Annotated in this window: 17 protein-coding genes; 14 read left to right on the plus strand and 3 right to left on the minus strand. The window is 38.3% G+C overall.

Features of this window, described 5'->3' with window-relative positions; genetic code table 11:
* Nucleotides 1-68 precede the first annotated feature (68 nt).
* From mbcS to NSQ74_RS09985, 5 genes are all read left to right on the plus strand, one after another.
* Nucleotides 69-1655, plus strand: coding sequence for an acyl-CoA synthetase MbcS (mbcS, locus tag NSQ74_RS09965; protein ID WP_340823050.1), 1587 nt, complete (start codon nt 69-71; stop codon nt 1653-1655).
* Nucleotides 1656-1839: 184 nt separating this feature from the next.
* Nucleotides 1840-2853, plus strand: a complete 1014-nt coding sequence (gene sppA, locus NSQ74_RS09970; protein ID WP_340823052.1) for a signal peptide peptidase SppA — start codon at nt 1840-1842, stop codon at nt 2851-2853.
* Nucleotides 2854-2865: 12 nt separating this feature from the next.
* Nucleotides 2866-3465, plus strand: a complete 600-nt coding sequence (locus tag NSQ74_RS09975) for an RDD family protein (protein ID WP_340823053.1) — start codon at nt 2866-2868, stop codon at nt 3463-3465.
* A gap of 187 nt (nt 3466-3652) precedes the next feature.
* The gene (gene tpx / locus NSQ74_RS09980; protein WP_340823054.1) at nt 3653-4156 is read left to right on the plus strand and encodes a thiol peroxidase; all 504 of its coding nucleotides are present in this window, start codon (nt 3653-3655) and stop codon (nt 4154-4156) included.
* 88 nt (nt 4157-4244) lie between these two features.
* Nucleotides 4245-5174, plus strand: coding sequence for a class I SAM-dependent methyltransferase (locus NSQ74_RS09985; RefSeq protein ID WP_340823055.1), 930 nt, complete (start codon nt 4245-4247; stop codon nt 5172-5174).
* A gap of 44 nt (nt 5175-5218) precedes the next feature.
* Here the strand turns inward: NSQ74_RS09985 and NSQ74_RS09990 are convergent, their stop codons facing one another.
* On the minus strand, nt 5219-5668 hold the full coding sequence (locus NSQ74_RS09990; RefSeq protein ID WP_139860572.1) for a universal stress protein: 450 nt from the start codon (nt 5666-5668) through the stop codon (nt 5219-5221).
* 299 nt (nt 5669-5967) lie between these two features.
* Here NSQ74_RS09990 and ald point away from each other — a divergent pair, with 299 nt between their 5' ends.
* Entirely contained in the window at nt 5968-7083 is a 1116-nt protein-coding gene (ald, locus tag NSQ74_RS09995) for an alanine dehydrogenase (protein ID WP_340823056.1), read from the plus strand.
* 356 nt (nt 7084-7439) lie between these two features.
* Here ald and NSQ74_RS10000 read toward each other — a convergent pair whose 3' ends face one another.
* Nucleotides 7440-8528: a M24 family metallopeptidase gene (locus NSQ74_RS10000; protein WP_340826440.1), complete on the minus strand. Its 1089-nt coding sequence runs from the start codon at nt 8526-8528 to the stop codon at nt 7440-7442.
* A gap of 286 nt (nt 8529-8814) precedes the next feature.
* On the opposite strand from NSQ74_RS10000, the gene NSQ74_RS10005 reads away from it, so the two are divergent.
* Both NSQ74_RS10005 and NSQ74_RS10010 read left to right on the plus strand, forming a co-directional pair.
* Nucleotides 8815-9498, plus strand: coding sequence for a metal-dependent hydrolase (locus NSQ74_RS10005; protein WP_340823058.1), 684 nt, complete (start codon nt 8815-8817; stop codon nt 9496-9498).
* Between the two features lie 152 nt (nt 9499-9650).
* Complete coding sequence (locus NSQ74_RS10010; RefSeq protein WP_340823061.1) at nt 9651-10958, plus strand: DRTGG domain-containing protein; 1308 nt, start codon at nt 9651-9653, stop codon at nt 10956-10958.
* Nucleotides 10959-11045: 87 nt separating this feature from the next.
* Here NSQ74_RS10010 and NSQ74_RS10015 read toward each other — a convergent pair whose 3' ends face one another.
* Complete coding sequence (locus NSQ74_RS10015; protein ID WP_340823063.1) at nt 11046-11351, minus strand: YtpI family protein; 306 nt, start codon at nt 11349-11351, stop codon at nt 11046-11048.
* Nucleotides 11352-11441: 90 nt separating this feature from the next.
* Here NSQ74_RS10015 and NSQ74_RS10020 point away from each other — a divergent pair, with 90 nt between their 5' ends.
* The 6 genes from NSQ74_RS10020 to pfkA all read left to right on the plus strand — a co-directional run bounded on the left by NSQ74_RS10020 (nt 11442) and on the right by pfkA (nt 19282).
* Nucleotides 11442-12386 (plus strand): DHH family phosphoesterase, encoded by a 945-nt coding sequence (locus tag NSQ74_RS10020; protein WP_340823065.1) that lies wholly within the window; start codon nt 11442-11444, stop codon nt 12384-12386.
* Between the two features lie 22 nt (nt 12387-12408).
* Entirely contained in the window at nt 12409-15492 is a 3084-nt protein-coding gene (gene dnaE / locus NSQ74_RS10025; RefSeq protein ID WP_340823066.1) for a DNA polymerase III subunit alpha, read from the plus strand.
* 132 nt (nt 15493-15624) lie between these two features.
* Entirely contained in the window at nt 15625-16266 is a 642-nt protein-coding gene (locus NSQ74_RS10030; protein ID WP_340823067.1) for a FadR/GntR family transcriptional regulator, read from the plus strand.
* A 21-nt stretch (nt 16267-16287) separates the two neighbouring features.
* Nucleotides 16288-17145, plus strand: a complete 858-nt coding sequence (gene accD / locus NSQ74_RS10035) for an acetyl-CoA carboxylase, carboxyltransferase subunit beta (protein ID WP_340823068.1) — start codon at nt 16288-16290, stop codon at nt 17143-17145.
* The gene (locus NSQ74_RS10040) at nt 17138-18094 is read left to right on the plus strand and encodes an acetyl-CoA carboxylase carboxyltransferase subunit alpha (protein ID WP_340823070.1); all 957 of its coding nucleotides are present in this window, start codon (nt 17138-17140) and stop codon (nt 18092-18094) included. The genes accD and NSQ74_RS10040 overlap by 8 nt, the downstream gene beginning before the upstream one ends.
* Before the next feature lie 228 nt (nt 18095-18322).
* A complete protein-coding gene (gene pfkA / locus NSQ74_RS10045; RefSeq protein WP_340823072.1) occupies nt 18323-19282 on the plus strand; it encodes a 6-phosphofructokinase in 960 nt (319 codons plus the stop codon).
* The last annotated feature ends 16 nt before the right edge of the window (nt 19283-19298 follow it).

A 19298-nucleotide genomic window follows, 5' to 3' on the forward strand; every position in this document is an offset into this window, starting at 1 on the left:
AGGTTCATCCATTGAAAATAATAAAAAATGAGTTTTATAATAAACCTAGCAATAAGGAGGCAGTTATTATGAAAAGACAGGATTTAATCGCACCAGAATGGTATAACATTGTTGAGGAGATTGAGAAATATGCTCAGGACCCAACTAAAAATGCATTAATTGTTTATAATAATCATGAAGAAATTCAACATATTACATATGCAACTTTACTTGAAAAAGCAAATCAGGCGGCCCATGTATTTACTTCGCAGGGACTAACAAAAGGCGATGTGCTTTTAGTTATGGTTCCAAGATCTGTCGAGGCATATATCGTCTACATAGCGGCATTAAAAGCGGGCTTAACGATTATCCCTAGTTCGGAAATGTTGCGTACAAAGGATATTGAATACCGAATTACACATGCAAATGCAAAAGGAATAATTGCCTACGAGCCATATATTGAGCAATTTGACGAAGTAAAAAACTTAAAGGGTATTTTGCAATATGTTATTGGTCATGCTCATACACCATGGCAACCGTTGCTTGAAAAAATGGAGGAGCATCCTACAGACTATACGAATCCTACACCGACAAAAAGTACTGACAATGCTTTTTTAGCCTATACAAGTGGAACAACTGGCAATCCTAAGGCGGCTGTTCATACACATAGCTGGGGTTACGCTCATTTACGGACAACGGCACCGAATTGGTTAGGTGTTCAAGAAAATGATATAGTATGGGCTACTGCGGCGCCCGGTTGGCAAAAATGGATTTGGAGTCCATTCCTAGCAACTTTAGGAAGTGGTGCTACGGCATTTGTTTATAAAGGCAAATTTGATGCGTCAACTTATTTGTCATTGCTTGAAAAATTTAAAGTAAATGTATTATGTTGTACACCGACAGAGTATCGTTTTATGGCAGCACTCAATAATTTACAGGACTATAATTTAAGCGAAATTCGCCAAGCTGTATCAGCGGGTGAACCACTGAATAGTGAAGTAGTAAAAGTGTTCTCTGAAACGTTTGATATACAGGTTCGAGATGGTTACGGGCAAACGGAAAATACATTACTTGTTGGGACAATGGTTGGCATGGAAGCGCGCGTCGGCTCAATGGGTAAACCGACACCAGGAAATACAGTAGAAATAATCGATGACCTAGGACATCCTGTGTCGGAAGGTGTTGTTGGGGATATAGCAGTGCATCGAGAAACACCTGCACTCTTTAAAAAATATTTCCAAGATCCTGAACGCACAAACCTACAATTCCGCGGAGAATGGTATATAACAGGCGACCGTGCATATAAAGATGCTGATGGCTATTTTTGGTTTGAGGGCCGCGGAGATGATGTCATTATTTCTTCAGGCTATACAATAGGACCATTTGAAGTAGAAGATGCATTAATGAAACATCCTACAGTAAAGGAAGCGGCTGTTGTTGCTAGTCCAGATGAAGTAAGAGGAAATATTGTTAAGGCATTTATAGTCCTTCGTGAAAATGAGACTGGGGATGATACACTTATTAAAAAGTTACAAAACCATGTGAAATTATTGACTGCACCTTATAAATATCCACGTGCGATTGAATTTGTAGAAGTGTTACCTAAGACTGCCTCTGGTAAAATCCGTCGTGTCGAATTACGACAACAAGAAAAAGCGCATTACACACATCAATAAATATTTCCTAGGAAATAAAGTCGGAAAATCAAAGTTCATGTTTTTTTATGAACTTTTGATTTTTTGTTGTAGCCCCATTTATTTATAGTAAAATAATAAACAACAGAACATTTTTACATAAAAATTACTTAAAAGTGAAACGTTTTGGACATTTAGACGTATAACGTGATGAGGAGGCGTTTGTATGAATGTGAAAAGGTGGATAGCTTTGGCTATTGCAGCTGTGTTGTTAGTATTTTCATTAGGGATTAATACGATTTTTGCCATATTTAAATCAGACTTTTTTAGTAATTTTGACAGCATTGTCGCTGGAAATAATTTAAATGTTTATGAAACGGTTATTGAGGGTGAAGATTATAGTAAGCGTATTGCCTATTTAAAAGTTGATGGAACGATTCAAGATGTTGGATCGAACACATTATGGCAAACCGTTGCTTATGATCACCAGTTTTTCTTAAATCAGTTGGACAATATTTTATATGATGATTCAGTACAAGGTATTGTTCTTAGTGTTAATTCACCAGGTGGTGGTGTAAAGGAATCGGCAGAGATTTATAAAAAACTGTTGCAAATTAAAGAGGAACGTCAAATTCCAATTTATGTGTCAATGGATTCGATGGCAGCATCAGGTGGCTATTACATTTCAGCACCAGCAGATAAAATTTATGCACACCGTGATACGATAACAGGTTCAATTGGTGTCATTATGCAATCTATTAATTATCAGGAACTTGCAGAAAAAGTTGGCGTGAAATTTGAGACGTTTAAATCTGGGCAACATAAAGACATGCTGAGTCCAACGCGTGAAATTACAGCAGAAGAACGCGCTATGATGCAAGATATGATTAACGAATCATATGAAGAGTTCGTTGATATTGTTGAACAAGGACGTAATATGTCTGAAGCTGACGTGAAAAAAGTGGCAGATGGTCGAATTCTTGGTGGAACAAAGGCACTTGAAGCAGGCTTAATCGATGAAATTGGCGACGAGCAAGCAGCTATTGCAGCTTTACGTCAAGATTACGGTTTAGAGGATGCAGTTTTGTTTGAATACAGCTATGATCAAGGTGGCCTACCGTCATTAATTGGTATGAAAGTAAGCTCTCTTTTTGGTCCATCGGCTGAAGAAAAAATGCTAACGAAAATTATGACAGAATACAAGGCACCTAAAATGATGTACTTATATGGTGAATACTAAGGAGGGCATACCATGACAAACAATGAATTCGTTTTGCAAGGGACACCCTCAATTGAACAAGAACTGTTAGATAAGCCAACGACACCAATAGTGACTACAAATTACGAATTGAAGACAGCAGGATTTTGGGTGCGCTTTTGGGCATTTGTCTTAGATGGATTAATTATTTCAGCAGTTGGTGGTATCGTTGCCAATCCGATATTTTACTTAATGGACTGGTCACTATCGGATTCGGTCTGGTATGCACCTATCTCAATTATTTCAGCTATTCTCTATTATTGTTACTTTGTACTAATGACGAAATTTTTTGGGCAAACGTTAGGGAAAATGGCCTTCGGGCTACGCGTTATCTCACTAGAGCATGACAAACTTACTTGGTCAGATGTGCTGTTCAGAGAATGGATTGGTCGCTTAATTAGTAACATAATTATGCCACTGTATATTTTTGTGGCGATTTTACCTGACAACCAAGGCATACATGATTATTTTGCAGATACGACGGTTGTCCATGAAAAAGTATACGTAGCGAAAGAAACAGCACAATTAGCGACACCAACTCAGGAAAAATTAAAAGAGCCTGAACAGATAGTGGAGAAGATTGAAGAAGAATAATAATGGGCCCACCTCCAACATATGAGGTGGCCCTTCTTTTTTGGACTGTTGTCGAGCAATATTAGGTGGCAAATGACAGGCATTGACAGGCATTCACAAAGATTAGCCTATAATAAGCTGTCCTAGTTGCAATTAATTCCCTACATTTAGTAAGATTATGTACATATGATGATTAGGAGGCGTTTTCATGGCACAAATTACATTTAAAAAAGGTCCAGTAACACTAATAGGTAACGAAGTAAAGGTTGGAGACCAAGCACCGGATTTCACAGTTTTAGCAAATGATTTATCACCTGTTTCTTTAACGGATTCAGAAGGTAAAATTCGTTTATTTAGTGTTGTTCCGTCATTAGATACAGGCGTATGTGATGCACAAACACGTCGTTTTAATGAAGAAGCTGCAATTTTAGGAGATAACGTTGTTATTTATACAGTATCTGTTGACCTACCATTTGCTCAAAAACGTTGGTGTGGGGCTGCAGGAATTGATGCAGTTCAAACAGTTTCAGATCATCGCGATCTTTCTTTCGGTGAAGCATATGGTGTATATATTAAAGAATTACGTCTTCTAGCACGTGCAGTATTTGTGGTAGATGCAGCTGGAAAAGTGACTTATGTCGAGTATGTACCTGAGGCTACAGATCATCCAAACTATGAAGCAGCAATTGCAGCAGTTAAAGCACTAGCATAATTTGCTTCTTTTAGGCTAAGATAATACTAGACAAAAGGGCTGTGACAGAGTTTGTCACGGCTCTTTTCTGCGTGAAAGGAAGTTATGTATGGAAAAGATTGAAAAACTATTTGGGATGCTAAATGAGCATGCAGAAAAAATAGAAAAAGAGCAGGATACGACTTTATTAGAGGGTGTACTTGATGGACTAGAGGCTTGGCTTGATGGGGATGTAGATTTCTCACAGCAAGGTGCAACGAAAGAAGACGTGCGCAAGTCCATTCAAATTGCTATTTTAAAAGGAATGCGAAAAGGTTCCCAGCCAAATCATCAAATGACGCCAGATACTCTTGGTCTATTAGTTGGCTATTTCGTAGAACAAATTTTTGCGGATCGATTAGCAAAAGAAAAACTGACAATGTTGGACCCAGCAGTTGGCACTGGTAACTTACTGTTAACTGTTATGAATTTACTTGATGGAAAAGTAGAGGCATCTGGTGTGGAGGTTGATGAGTTACTTATCCGATTAGCCGCAGCAACAGCAGATTTAACAGAGCAGCCAGTTTCTTTATATCGACAAGATGCTTTGCAAGACCTATTAGTAGATCCTGTAGATGCCATTGTTTGTGATTTACCAGTCGGTTACTATCCGAATGAGGAAGTGGCGTTAGATTATGAGCTTTGTGCATCTGAGGGCATGAGCTATGCACATCATTTATTTATTGAGCAGTCTGTCAATTATACGAAGGATGGGGGATATTTATTTTTCCTAGCTCCGACGCATCTCTTTGAATCTGAACAGTCTAAGCAACTGCATAAGTACATTCAAAAGCATGCTTGGATTCAAGCAATAATTCAATTGCCAGATACGATGTTTGCTAATAAATCACTTGAAAAAAGTATTGTGATTTTACAAAAACAAGGGGAAGCTTTTAAAGCTCCGAAAGAAGTATTGTTGGCGAAAGTACCAAATATGCAAAATAAACAAGCTCTTGCGATGTTCTTTGAAAAAGTGAAAATGTGGCAAGAAGGAAAATAATAAAAAAGGTATCCATATTTGGATACCTTTTTATGTATTGCTTATTAAGCTTCTGGTGTACGGATAACAAGTACGTCACAATTAGCTGAACGTACGATTGCTTCTGAAACTGAACCGATTAGGAAGCGTTCTACTGCATTTAAACCAGTAGCTCCACAAATAATTAAATCTGCATCTACGATTTTAGAAAGCTCTTTTGTAATAATATTTTTAGGAGATCCATACTCAATTATTAGGTTTACGTTTGCTAAGCCTTCATCTTCAGCTTGTTTTTTGTAACCATTTAATAATTCTTCTGAGAAAGCTTGTGCACGTTCTGCAATTGAACGGTCATATGCTTCGATAGCAGCGAATGAACGTGTATCAATTACGTTTACTAGGTTTAATACAGCACCTTCGTTACGTTTAGCAACATCGATTGACTTACGAAAAGCGTACTCCGCTTCTTTAGAACCGTCTACTGCAACTACAATGCTTTTATAATGATTAGCCATTTGTATTACCTCCCTATTTGTATAATGTAATTATACCAAATCATTTTCTAAAGGAAATACTTTCCGGAGAAAATTTGTGAATAAGTAAAGTCGTTTACTATGAAATACCTCGTTTCAACTGATTAGTAGTAATATTTAGTATTTTAAAAATGTTACGAATTTAATTAGTATTTGCTTTAATTAAAGCATTTTTTTCACTTGTTTGGTAAGATGGAAGTGCAAGGGGGTCATCATCTACGAGGAATCGTATTTTGGTGAGATATTGCTTAGTTCATAGGTTATGAAAGGGGATTGGAAATATGAAGATTGGTATTCCAAAAGAAATTAAAAACAACGAAAATCGCGTAGCAATGACACCAGCAGGGGTTGTCTCATTAACGCATGCTGGCCACGAAGTGTATATTGAAGCAGGAGCTGGTATTGGTTCAAGCTTTACAGATGCAGATTACGCGGCAGCGGGTGCACATATTGTTGCATCAGCAAAGGAAGCATGGGCTCAAGAAATGATTTTAAAAGTAAAAGAACCCGTAGCATCGGAATACGATTACTTTTATGAAGGACAAATCTTATTTACCTATTTACATTTAGCGCCGGAGCGTGAACTAACGCAGGCATTAATAGATAAAAAAGTTGTAGGTATTGCCTATGAAACAGTACAACTTGCAAATGGCTCTTTACCTTTATTAACGCCGATGAGTGAAGTTGCAGGTAAAATGGCAACTCAAATTGGTGCACAATATTTAGAGAAAAATCATGGTGGTAAAGGTATTTTATTAGGTGGTGTATCTGGTGTACAACGCGGAAAAGTAACAGTTATTGGTGGCGGAATTGCTGGCACAAATGCTGCGAAAATCGCTGTTGGTATGGGAGCGGATGTAACGGTTATTGATTTAAGTCCGGAACGTCTACGTCAATTAGAAGACATGTTTGGTCGCGATGTACAAACGTTAATTTCTAACCCTTATAATATTGCAGAATCAGTGAAAAGCTCAGATTTAGTTGTTGGGGCTGTTCTAATTCCTGGTGCTAAAGCACCGAAGCTAGTATCGGAAGAAATGATTCAATCGATGCAACCAGGCTCTGTTGTTGTGGATATCGCGATTGACCAAGGTGGGATTTTTGCGTCATCTGATCGCGTGACAACACACGATGATCCAACATATATTAAGCATGGGGTTGTACATTACGCTGTTGCCAATATGCCAGGTGCTGTACCACGTACGTCAACGATTGCTTTAACAAATAATACAATTCCATATGCGCTACAAATAGCAAACAAAGGCTATAAACAAGCATGTATAGACAATCCTGCATTGAAAAAGGGTGTTAATGCATTAGATGGGCATATTACTTATAAAGCGGTAGCAGAAGCGCAAGATTTGCCATATGTGAATGTTGATGAATTAATTAAATAAAATACTAAAATAAATATAGAAAAATTTTGAGGTTCATTACCGTTACGTGCGGATATAAAAAGTGTTAGATTGACGGCAGTCAATCTAACACTTTTTTGCTATGCTGTTGATGTCCGCTACGGCGGGCATACTGTAAGCCGCAACATCATTGACGCGTGGTTTGTTGCTTCTTACTATGCGTGCTCTCCCGCAGGAGTCGCCGCCTCCGCTACCATCAACTAGTGCTCTCTTATGATTGCAAAAGAAAGAATAGCTAACATTTTATTCATTTTACATAGTGGAAATTCATTAACAACTTTGAATGAAACACCAAAGTAATTAGTTCCATCCTCTACAACTGTAAAACACTTTGTTAATTACAGTACAATTAAGTCTTTAGGGAATTTTGTTAAAACTTCTACACCATCATTTGTCACTACGACATCATCTTCAATTCGTACACCTGTCACATCTGATTTGTAAATACCTGGCTCGATTGTAAACACCATACCTTCTGCCATAACCATGTCATTCGCTCCTGTAACAGATGGGAATTCATGTACGGAAATACCAAGTCCATGACCAAGTCGATGTGTGAAATATTCTCCATAGCCTGCATTAGTAATCGTATCGCGAGCAATTTTATCTAAATCCATTGCGCGTACTCCAGGTTTTACTGCCGCAATTGCATTTGTATTAGCAGCTAATACGGCATCATAGATTGCTTTTTGTGCCTCAGAAGGCTCTCCAAATGCAACTGTACGTGTGATATCTGAGCAATAGCCATCGTAAATTACCCCTAAGTCAAATAAAATCATATCGCCTTTTTCGACTTTACGAGCGCCTGGTTTACCATGTGGTGAAGCCGTTTTAGGACCACTTAACACCATTGTCTCAAAGGACATTTTACAGCCCTTTTCTTGAATAGCGCTTTCAATAGCTGTTAAGATTTCCATTTCAGTTTTACCTTCAGCAATTTCTTTACAGCCTACTTCAATTGCGTAATCTGCAAGCTGTGCGGCTTTACGAAGCTTGTTCAACTCATCTTCATCTTTAATAACACGCATTGCATTAATTTTTTCATCTAGACGTACAAAATTTGCCTGTGGAAATGATTGTTGTAAAGCTTCTAAGCGCTCTACAATAAGCTGTGCTTTTTCAATTGCAAACGTTAAAGGATTTACATTACGAGCAATAATTGCTTGTGCAAGAATATCAATAGCATTGTCTGTATCTTGGTGACCGATGACTTCATATGACCAGCCTGCAGCTTTTGCATCTGGAATCTCCATTTGTGGACAAATTAAAAAAGGCTCTGCCTCTTTAAAAATCATCACTCCTAGTAATCGTTCATGGGGGTTACTTTTGAAACCAGATACGTAAAAAACATTATCGGGAGTCGTAACGAAAGCAGCATCAATTTGATTTTTTTGTAAATAATTTTGGATTTCTTGTACTTTTGACATCATCCATTTCCTCCTCATATTGCACCTAGTTTACTGATGTTAGCCTATAGCGGCACGCCTTTATGTAGCTTCAATGATTTAAGGTGAAAGCAAAGTAAAGTTTACTAGTGCCCACTCCTTAAAAGTAAAACACGGCGTGGCTTTTTCTCGGCATTTGTATGTCGGGAAAAGCTAAGCACTATACACTTTTCATATCCTGTTTAAGCATATCAAAAAAAGGGAAAAAGCGCATGGATAGCGAATTAAAAGATGGAGCAAATATTCTCAATATCAGGAGGAACGATTAATGCAAATTAGTTATCATGGACATTCTGTTGTTAAAATTCAAACAAATGGTAAAACAATTTTAATTGACCCTTTCATTAATGGAAATAGCCAAACTGATTTAAAGGTTGCTGAAGAAGCACCAGATATTATTTTGCTTACACATGGGCATAATGACCATGTGGGCGATACAGTAGAGCTTGCAAAGAAAAAGGATGCGCTAGTTATTGCACCGAATGAGTTAGCAAACTGGATTTCATGGCAAGGTGTGAAAGCGCATCCAATGCATATTGGGGGAGCGAGAGAGTTTGATTTTGGAAAGGTCAAATTTACACAGGCATTCCATGGCTCGTCTTATGTAACAGAAAACAATGAAATTATTTATATGGGTATGCCTGCAGGTGTTTTATTGTTTATCGAAGGATTAACAATTTACCATGCTGGTGATACAGCACTATTTAGTGATATGAAATTAATTGGAGAGCGTCATCCAATTGATATTGCGTTTTTACCAATTGGCGATAATTTTACGATGGGTCCTGAAGATGCGGCATGTGCAGTATCATTTTTAAAGCCGAAGATCGTTGTACCGATCCATTTTAATACATTCCCTCCAATCGAACAGGATCCGCAAATTTTTGCTAATTTAGTGCAAAATGCAGAAGTTCAAATTTTAAAAGCGGGTGAAAAAGTAAACTGTTCCTAATCATTTAAGTTGCTGTACTATAATGATTGACACCACGTGCGTAGTTGAAATAATAGGAAACGTAAAACATTTTACACCTTTATACTCAATATTTTCGCAATAAATATGGTACACTAATAACAGAATTAATTGCTTGAGAAATAGGTGATATTTTGTCAACAAAACATGAGAAGATTTTACAATACATCGAATCACTACCCGTGGGCGATAAAATTTCAGTACGACAAATTGCAAAGGAAATGCAAGTGAGTGAGGGAACGGCTTACCGTGCCATTAAAGAAGCGGAAAATCGCCGCCTTGTAAGTTCTATTGAGCGCGTAGGAACAATTCGTATTGAGAAGAAAAAGAAAGAAAATATCGAACGATTAACATTTGCAGAAATTGTTAATATTGTAGATGGCCAAGTGCTAGGTGGCAAAACCGGTCTACATAAAACATTAACAAAATTTGTAATCGGTGCGATGCAATTAGAAGATATGATGCGTTATACAGATGCAGGTAGCTTACTGATTGTCGGAAACCGTTTTAAAGCTCATGAAAATGCGCTCCGAGCAGGTGCAGCTGTATTAATTACAGGTGGATTTGATACAACGGATGATAACAAACAGCTTGCCGATTCATTAGATTTACCGATTATTTCTACTAGTTATGATACTTTTACTGTGGCAACGATGATTAACCGTGCGATTTATGACCAGTTAATCAAAAAAGATATTTTATTTATTGAGGATATTTTCGTGCCAATGACCGAGACATCTGTGCTCCATAATGATGAAACGATTCATCACTTCCATAAGTTAAATGAGCGTACAACTCATGGTGCCTTTCCGGTAGTAACTGCTATGAATAAGCTAGTTGGAATGATTACGGTTAAAGACGTAATCGGTAGGGAAGAGGACGAGCTTATTGAGAAAGTGATGACGAAAAACCCAATTGCTGGATCAATGAAAATGAGCGTCGCTTCAGCAGGGCATCGCATGATTTGGGAAGGTATCGATTTACTACCAATTGTAAATGACGATAATGTTTTACAAGGGGTAATTAGTCGACAAGATGTGTTAAAGGCGTTGCAGCTAGCGCAAAGACAGCCTCAACACGGTGAGACCATTGATGATTTAGTGAAAAATGAAATGAAAGTACTTGGCGATGAAGATTTAATCGTGGAGTTTAAAGTGACACCGCAAATGACAAACCAATATGGGGCTATTTCTTATGGAGCATTTACAACTTTACTAGCCGAAGTTGGATCATTTGCATTAAAGCGTCGTAAGCGTGGCGATGCAGTTGCAGAAAACATGACAATTTATTTCATCAAACCTGTTCAAATGGAGAGCACACTTACTGTCAAACCTCGCATATTAGATATGAGTCGTAAGTTCGTAAAAATGGACTTCGAAGTATTTAATCAGCAAATGCTTGTCGGTAAGGCAATGATGATGTTCCAACTATTAGAGCGTTAAGCAAACAAAAAAGGGATGGCCTAGGGCAAATACTAGGTCATCCCTTTAACAGTTTTTTTCAATTATATGTGCAATGCAGTGTAATAGTTATCGATTAATACGAAACTCTTCATCAACAAATTGACCATAGTGACGAGCCTTTTTAATATTTTCAACAACAACAAAGATGCCTAATACGACAAGAATTGCTACAATGATAAATGTAAACGTTCCAGGGAATAAGTATGCTTGGTTCAATGCAAATGCAAGAATGAAAGAACCTAAACCTATATTTGACTTACTTTTGTACCAATTTTTAGCAATAGGTAATGGAGAACGGAACTGTTTTGTTTTAAAATAAAAATAAAAGACAAATGATATAATTATTGCAAACACAAAAATTAAATTGAACATAGTAAACCTCCTAGCATAACTAGACATTATTGTAACGATAATTGAGGAAAAATGCTAACGGTTATTACTATCATTTTGGGGGAAACCATTTTGAAAAGACAAATCATCGACACAATTGCTTCATATGAGACAATCGTTATCCATCGACATGTACGTCCAGATCCTGATGCATATGGGTCACAGTTAGGGTTAAAAGAATTGATTTTAGCAAATTATCCAGAAAAGAAAGTTTACGCTGTTGGTGAGCATGATACATCCTTGTCGTTTTTAGCTGAACCTGATCAAATAGCGGATGATGTATATGAAAATGCATTGGTTATTGTTACCGACACGGCGAATACTGAGCGTATTGACGATCAGCGCTATACAAAAGGGAAAATGGTCGTAAAAATAGATCACCATCCTAATGACGATCAATACGGAGACTTATTGTGGGTAGAAACAACTGCTAGTTCATGCAGTGAGATGATTTATGAGCTTTTTGAAGAAGGAAAAGAGATCGCTGATTGGAAACTTTCAGATGCATCCGCACGATTATTATTCGCTGGGATTGTAGGAGATACAGGTCGTTTCCAATTCCCAAGTACGACTGTAAAAACATTTAAAGTTGCAGCGGAACTAATTTCATATAACTTTGATCGAAATCAAATTTTCGATGGGATGTATGAAATGGAGCAAAAGCTGTTATCTTTACAAGGATATATTTACCAAAATTTCGTTATGGATGAAAATGGCGCAGCGTATGTTAAGCTGACAAAAGAATTGCTTGCCGAATTCAAAGTTGTACCATCTGAAGCCTCGCTTTTAGTAGGTTGCCTAGGTAGCGTAAAGGGAATTTGTGCATGGGTAATTTTCATAGAAGAGGAAGACCAAATTCGTGTCCGTCTGCGTTCTAAAGGTCCGATTATTAACACATTAGCGAAGGAATTTAATGGTGGTGGACATCCACTTGCTTCTGGTGCAACTGCCTATTCATGGCAAGAAGCGGATCGCGTCACTACACGTTTAAAAGACATTTGTAAGGCATATCAATAATTTTTGAAAGGCAGGGATTCTTTTGACACATGTATATACTCAAATGCATACGAGCGCGGATTTATTAAAAAGCACGATTCGGCTTGAACAATTGATCCCTTTTTTACAAGAACAAAATACGCAGGCCTGTGCAATCGTCAATTCGAAGTTGTACGGGCTTTTGCCTTTTTGTAAAGCAATGCAGCAGGCAAATATTCATGCTGTAATAGGGCTTTCGGTGAAGGTGCAATGGGATAATAAAATAATACCGCTCGTGCTGTATGCACAAACACAGGAAGGTTACCAACATCTTTTAAAGATTAGTAGTGCTGTTTCTATTCGAGAAGATGAGGTATTGCCTTGGAGATGGCTTGAAGGCTATGCAGCGGGTTGTATAGCATTACTTTCGGCAATGGATGTAGCGGAAATAGCAGAATGGACAGAAATGACAAGTGCTTTACAACAAGTATTTGGAAAACGGTTATATGTAGGGATTGCAAGACCAGGAGGAATAATAGCAGACAATGAAGCTATGATTTCACATTGGTGCGAGACAAAAGAAATTACAATCGTAGCTACTCAGCGTTGTTATTTTTTACAACCTGAAGATCATTTTGCTTATGAGGTTGCGAGAGCAATTGATACAGGGGAAAAACTTCAAGACACAATGTTAACAGCCCATTTAGAAAACTATTTTGTACCAACTGAGGAACAGTGGAAGGGATGGTATTCAGACCGTCCTGAATGGATTGAGGGAAGTGTAGGCATGCTTGCAAGCTGTGTAGCAAAAATTCCTGAAATGCATGTTCAAATGCCCAAATTTCCAATACAAGAGGGTGAAACAGCTGAAAGTTTGCTAGTAAAAGAAACGTTTTCTGGTTTAGCTGAGCGCCTAAAGCTGTCTGAGGTACCTGCAATTTATCGAGATAGATTGCAATATGAACTAGAAATTATATGTTCAATGGGCTATGCTGATTACTTTTTAATTGTTGCTGATTTTATGCGCTTTGCCAAAGAAAATCGCATCTTAACTGGACCAGGACGTGGTTCTTCGGCAAGTTCGCTTGTTGCATTTAGTCTCTCCATTACACAGGTAGATCCACTTGCCTATGGATTATTGTTTGAACGATTTTTAAATCCTGAACGTGTAACATTGCCTGATATTGATATTGACTTTGTTGATAGTAAAAGACAACAAGTTATTCAATACGTCGCACAAAAATATGGCAAGGCGAATGTTGCGCAAATCATTACGTTTGGTACTTTATCTGCGAAAGCAGTGGCGAGAGATGTTGCGCGTGTTTTTGGATTTGATGCTGAAGTGATGGAAAAAATATCGAAAATGATTCCGAACAAACCAGGTATGACTTTGCAAAGAGCTGTAGCGGAGTCGCAAAACTTTCAAAGTTGGTTAGCTGAAAATGAATACCATCGACGTTGGCTTGACGTAGCTTTAAAATTAGAAGGCTTGCCAAGAAATGCTTCTACCCATGCTGCTGGCATTGTCTTAGCACCGACGCCATTAGTTGATACGGTCCCAATTGAGGATGGACATGAAGGGATTTATTGTACTCAATGGCCGATGGGGGACGTGGAAGAACGTGGGCTTGTAAAAATGGACTTTTTAGGGTTGCGCAATTTAACAATTTTAGAGCAAGTACGTTGGTCTATATACAAAGCAGGGGGACCGTGGATAGAGTTTGATCTTATCCCGATGCATGATGAGCGCACCTTTCAGTTACTTCAAAAAGGAGATACAGTAGGTATTTTCCAATTAGAGTCAGATGGCATGAAACAAGCATTACGTGATATTCATCCAACGCATTTTTCAGATATTGTTGCTGTCAATGCACTTTATCGTCCAGGGCCGATGGATTTTATTCCTGTCTATGCAAGAAGAAAGGCAGGCAAAGAGCATGTAACGATGCCCCATCCGTTGCTAGAGCCAATTTTACGTGAAACATTTGGCGTAATTGTCTATCAGGAGCAAATTATGCAAATTGCTGCAACTATGGCCGGTTTTACAATGGGGCAGGCGGATTTATTACGCCGTGCGGTTAGTAAGAAAAATCGCGATATATTAGAGGAACAACGCACTGCCTTTGTAGATGGAGCATTGAGACAAGGTTTTGTTAGGAGAGATGCAGAAGATGTCTACGAGCTAATTGTACGCTTTGCGGACTACGGCTTTGCAAAAAGTCATGCTGTTGCCTATAGTGTCATCTCGTATCATATGGCGTATTTAAAGGCTCATTACCCACAAAGCTTTTATGCAGCATTATTAACAAATGCAACAGGAAATATAGAAAAAATTCAACAGCTTGTTACGGAAGCAAAAGAAAAAGGCATTCCATTTTATCCGCCATCATTATTGCAAAGTACTAAATTCTTTTTAGTAGAAAAGGATGGAATTCGCTATAGTTTATCTGGCGTTAAAGGTGTACCGCACACCTTTTTAGAGAAAGTAGTAACGTTACGTAAAACGAATCCAGATGCCTTTCATAATTTATTTGATTTGGCTGTAGCTTTAAGTGCGCAGCATTTTAAACCGAATGTAATGGAGTCTCTCGTTTATGCAGGTGTGCTCGATTATTTAGGGAAGGATCGTGCTGTACTTGTGGCTACCTTAGAGGCAGCATTAAAACAGGCAGAGCTCGTGCGCCCAACAGAAGATGTAGATATAGAAACAGCAACTGCCTTTAATTTTGGGAAACCGAAGTATATGCAAGCTGAAGCGATGTCTCAGAAGGAAAAACTCCAGCATGAGAAAGAATGTTTAGGTTTTTATATATCTGCTCATCCAGTTACTGAAGAAAGAAGTTACTGGGGAGAAGTTACTGTAACATGTGCTGAACTGAAGTATGCGCGTGAAGGAACGTATGTAAAAATGATTGGCTTAATTGAAGAAGTGAAAAAAATAAGGACAAAAAAAGGAGAGCAAATGGCCTTTGTCCAGCTTCAAGATGAATTTGGAATCGTATCAGTAACCTTATTTCCACAAGTATTTCAACTAGTACAGGAAATTTTGATAGAAGATGAATTGCTTTATATTGAAGGTACACTTGAAAAACGTTTTGGGAAATCGCAAGTGAAAGTAAAACATGCACAATCGACTAAAAAGATATGAAATTAAACAAGATTTTAGAAACTGCATAGAATTTTATGCAGTTTCTTCTTTACTTTTAAACAGTTATTTTGTAAGATGTAGTCAATGCTAAAAAAGTGGTCAGACCACTTTTTGATAACGGGAGTTAATCATATGGATAAACAAACCGAACAAAAAAAAGTGTTTTTAGAAATCGTTCAGCAATTGCGTCAACTTATTCGAATGGAAAAAATTCAAGCTGGAGAGAAGCTTCCTTCTGAACGTGTTTTATCAGAAAGGTTAGGTGTTGGGCGATCCTCTGTAAGGGAGGCACTGCGCAGTTTAGAGTTACTTGGACTCATTGAAACGCGACACGGTGGAGGTACATTTCTTGCCGCAACACATAAGCATCAGCTTGTAGAAGTACTGTCGATGTTTATATTAGAAGATGAAAAATCAAAAAAAGATGTCGAATTAACGCGACAAATTCATGAAAAGGAAGCAATTCGCGTAATAAGTTGTACAGAGATTCTTCGTACACTACCTGTGTGGGATAGTTTTTTTGTGAAGCTGGAAATTGAAGGAACAGTAAATTGTCGTGATGTATTGAGAGAAATATTAGTTACGTCAGGCAATCGGCTTTCGCTGAAAATCTGGTTTCAACTTGCAGCATATGACGGTGACCGTTTAAATCGAAACTCAACGGAAGATGAAAAACTAATCCTTCAAACGATGTTGAAATCGATGCAACTTGGCTATGAAAAAGAAGCATTACTAGCTTACGAGCAGTGGATGGGTACTGGTCAAACTTTTTAGACAATAAAGGGGGAGTCAAACATGGCAATACGCGACATATTTAACGCAAATCGAAAAAAGAAACAGGATGGTCAGGAAAAGGCATTTCCAGAAGGACTCATGACAAAATGTCCAGAATGCCGTCATATTCAGTTAACAAAAGAATTGGAAAAGCATCATAAAGTATGCACGAAGTGTGGCCATCATTTTAAAATGACTGCACAAGAGCGTGTTGACTATTTCTTAGATGAAGGATCATTTGTTTCTATGGACGACCATTTACAAACAAGTAATCCGCTTAATTTCCCTGCCTATGTTGAGAAAATTAATGCTGATCAACAAAAAACAGGTTTAAATGAGGCTGTATTGACAGGTTTAGGTACGCTTGATGGAGAAGAAGTTGTAGTAGCGATAATGGATTCTCATTTCCGTATGGGCTCAATGGGCTCTGTTGTTGGAGAAAAAATAACACGTGCGGTTGAAAAAGCAACTGAATTAGGTTTGCCTTTTATTATTTTCACTGCAAGTGGTGGAGCTCGTATGCAAGAAGGTGTACTTTCTTTAATGCAAATGGCGAAAACAAGTGTTGCCTTAAAACGTCATAGCAATGAAGGCTTATTATTTATTTCAATCTTAACGCACCCAACTACTGGTGGCGTTTCTGCAAGCTTTGCCTCTGTAGGGGATATCAATATTGCAGAACCTCAGGCACTAATCGGCTTTGCAGGAAGACGTGTAATCGAAGAAACGGTAAGAGAAAAACTACCGAGTGATTTCCAAACAGCAGAATTTTTATTAGAGCATGGTCAACTGGATGCCATTTTCCATCGTAAAGATTTACGGAAACAAGTATCTGTGCTTGTAAAAATGCATACGAAAGGTGGCGTGCAACATGTCTAAAAATTTAGCTTTTGAAGAGCCAGTAGTTCAACTGCGCGAAAAAATTGATGAATTAAAAACAATTGCTGCTGAAGCGGACGTAGATATGACAGGGGAGATTGAAAAGCTAGAAACGCGTTTAACGCAACTCGAGCAATCAATCTATGCCAATATGAAGCCGTGGGATCGCGTGCAAGTAGCAAGACATCCTGAACGACCAACAACACTACAATATATTGAAGCTATGTGTGAAAACTTTATTGAATTACATGGAGATCGTACGTTTGGCGATGATGCAGCGATTCTAGGCGGTATTGCCCTTTTTGAAGGACAACCTGTCACTGTTATTGGACATCAACGTGGTAAATCAACAAAAGAAAATATTCGTCGTAATTTTGGTATGCCCCATCCAGAAGGCTATCGTAAAGCGTTGCGCCTAATGAAACAAGCAGAGAAATTTAATCGCCCAATCATTTGTTTCATTGATACAAAAGGTGCCTACCCTGGTAAAGCAGCAGAAGAGCGTGGTCAGAGTGAGGCGATAGCTCGTAATTTAGTAGAAATGGCGGGATTATCAGTACCAGTCATTAGCATCGTTATTGGAGAAGGTGGTAGTGGTGGTGCCCTAGCTTTAGGCGTAGCAAATCGCGTTTACATGTTAGAGAACTCTACTTATTCTGTTATATCTCCAGAAGGTGCTGCTTCAATTTTATGGCGTGATGGTAGCCTTGCTAAGCAAGCAGCTGAAGCAATGCGAATTACTGCACCTGATTTAAAAGAGCTTGGTGTGATTGATGGTATTATTCCTGAGATAACTGGCGGAGCACATCGCAATGTGGCGAAGCAGGCAATCTATATAAAAGAATGTATTAGCGACACACTAAAATCATTAAATTCTTTAAATGGTGAACAATTAATCGAAGATCGATATGATAAATTTAAAAAAATCGGACAATATATAGAAGAATAGACAAATCACATGGCGATGCTCTAAAGGTCTAATCCGTTAAATTAAAGCGAAATATTTTTATAAAATGTTAAATTTTAGATGCTTTGTGATGGAAAGAGTGTGTGAAAGCGCATTCTTTTCATTTTTTATGTAAAAGTTATGTTTTTCTAGCTCCAGAACCCTTACATAGTTTGTTTTTTCGTGTTAATGTGAATAATATTAGATAACACTGCAGGAGGTTGTTCGACAATGAAAAAAATTGCCGTATTAACAAGTGGTGGAGATGCCCCTGGCATGAACGCAGCCATTCGAGCAGTCGTTCGTAAGGCAGCTTATCACGGAATGGATGTTGTAGGAATTAAGCATGGTTATGAAGGTTTAATAAAAGGATCTTTTGAGCCGCTCGATTTAGGTTCTGTAGGTGGCATCATTCAAAGAGGAGGTACCAATTTATTTTCAGCACGGTGCCCTGAATTTAAGGAAGATGCTGTTCAACAGCAAGCAATTGCTAATATGCGTGAAGCAGGTATCGAAGGGTTAGTTGTTATCGGGGGTGATGGTTCTTACCGAGGTGCAATGGATCTTGTAAAAAAAGGTTTTCCAGCTGTTGGAGTGCCTGGCACAATTGATAATGATGTTCCTGGAACAGAATACACAATTGGCTTTGATACCGCGCTCAATACAGTCGTAGAATCAATCGATAAAATTCGTGATACAGCGACTTCCCATGAAAATTCTTTTATTGTTGAAGTAATGGGGCGAGATGCAGGTGATATCGCATTATGGGCAGGGCTTGCAGCAGGTGCTGAAACGGTCTTAATTCCTGAAGAAGAATATGATTTAGACGACATCGTATCACGCTTAGAGCGTGGTGAAGCACGAGGGAAAAAGCATAGTATCATTATTGTTGCAGAGGGTGTAATGTCAGGTGGCGAGTTGGCAAAATTACTGAAAGAAAAGACAGGAAAAGAGACGCGAGTTTCTGTTCTTGGTCATATTCAACGCGGTGGTTCTCCAACAGCACGTGATCGTGTTCTCGCAAGTCAATTTGGTGCACATGCGGTAGAATTATTAATGGAAGGTAAATCTGGTCGAGCTGTAGGAATACGCAACCATACAGTCATTGACTACGATATGCCAGAGGCTTTTGAAAAGAATCATGAGTCTGATGTAAGCTTATATACTTTAATGAAAGAACTATCAATATAATTTTGCGTAAAACGGA

This window comes from Lysinibacillus sp. FSL W8-0992, from assembly GCF_038008685.1.
Taxonomy (GTDB): domain Bacteria; phylum Bacillota; class Bacilli; order Bacillales_A; family Planococcaceae; genus Lysinibacillus.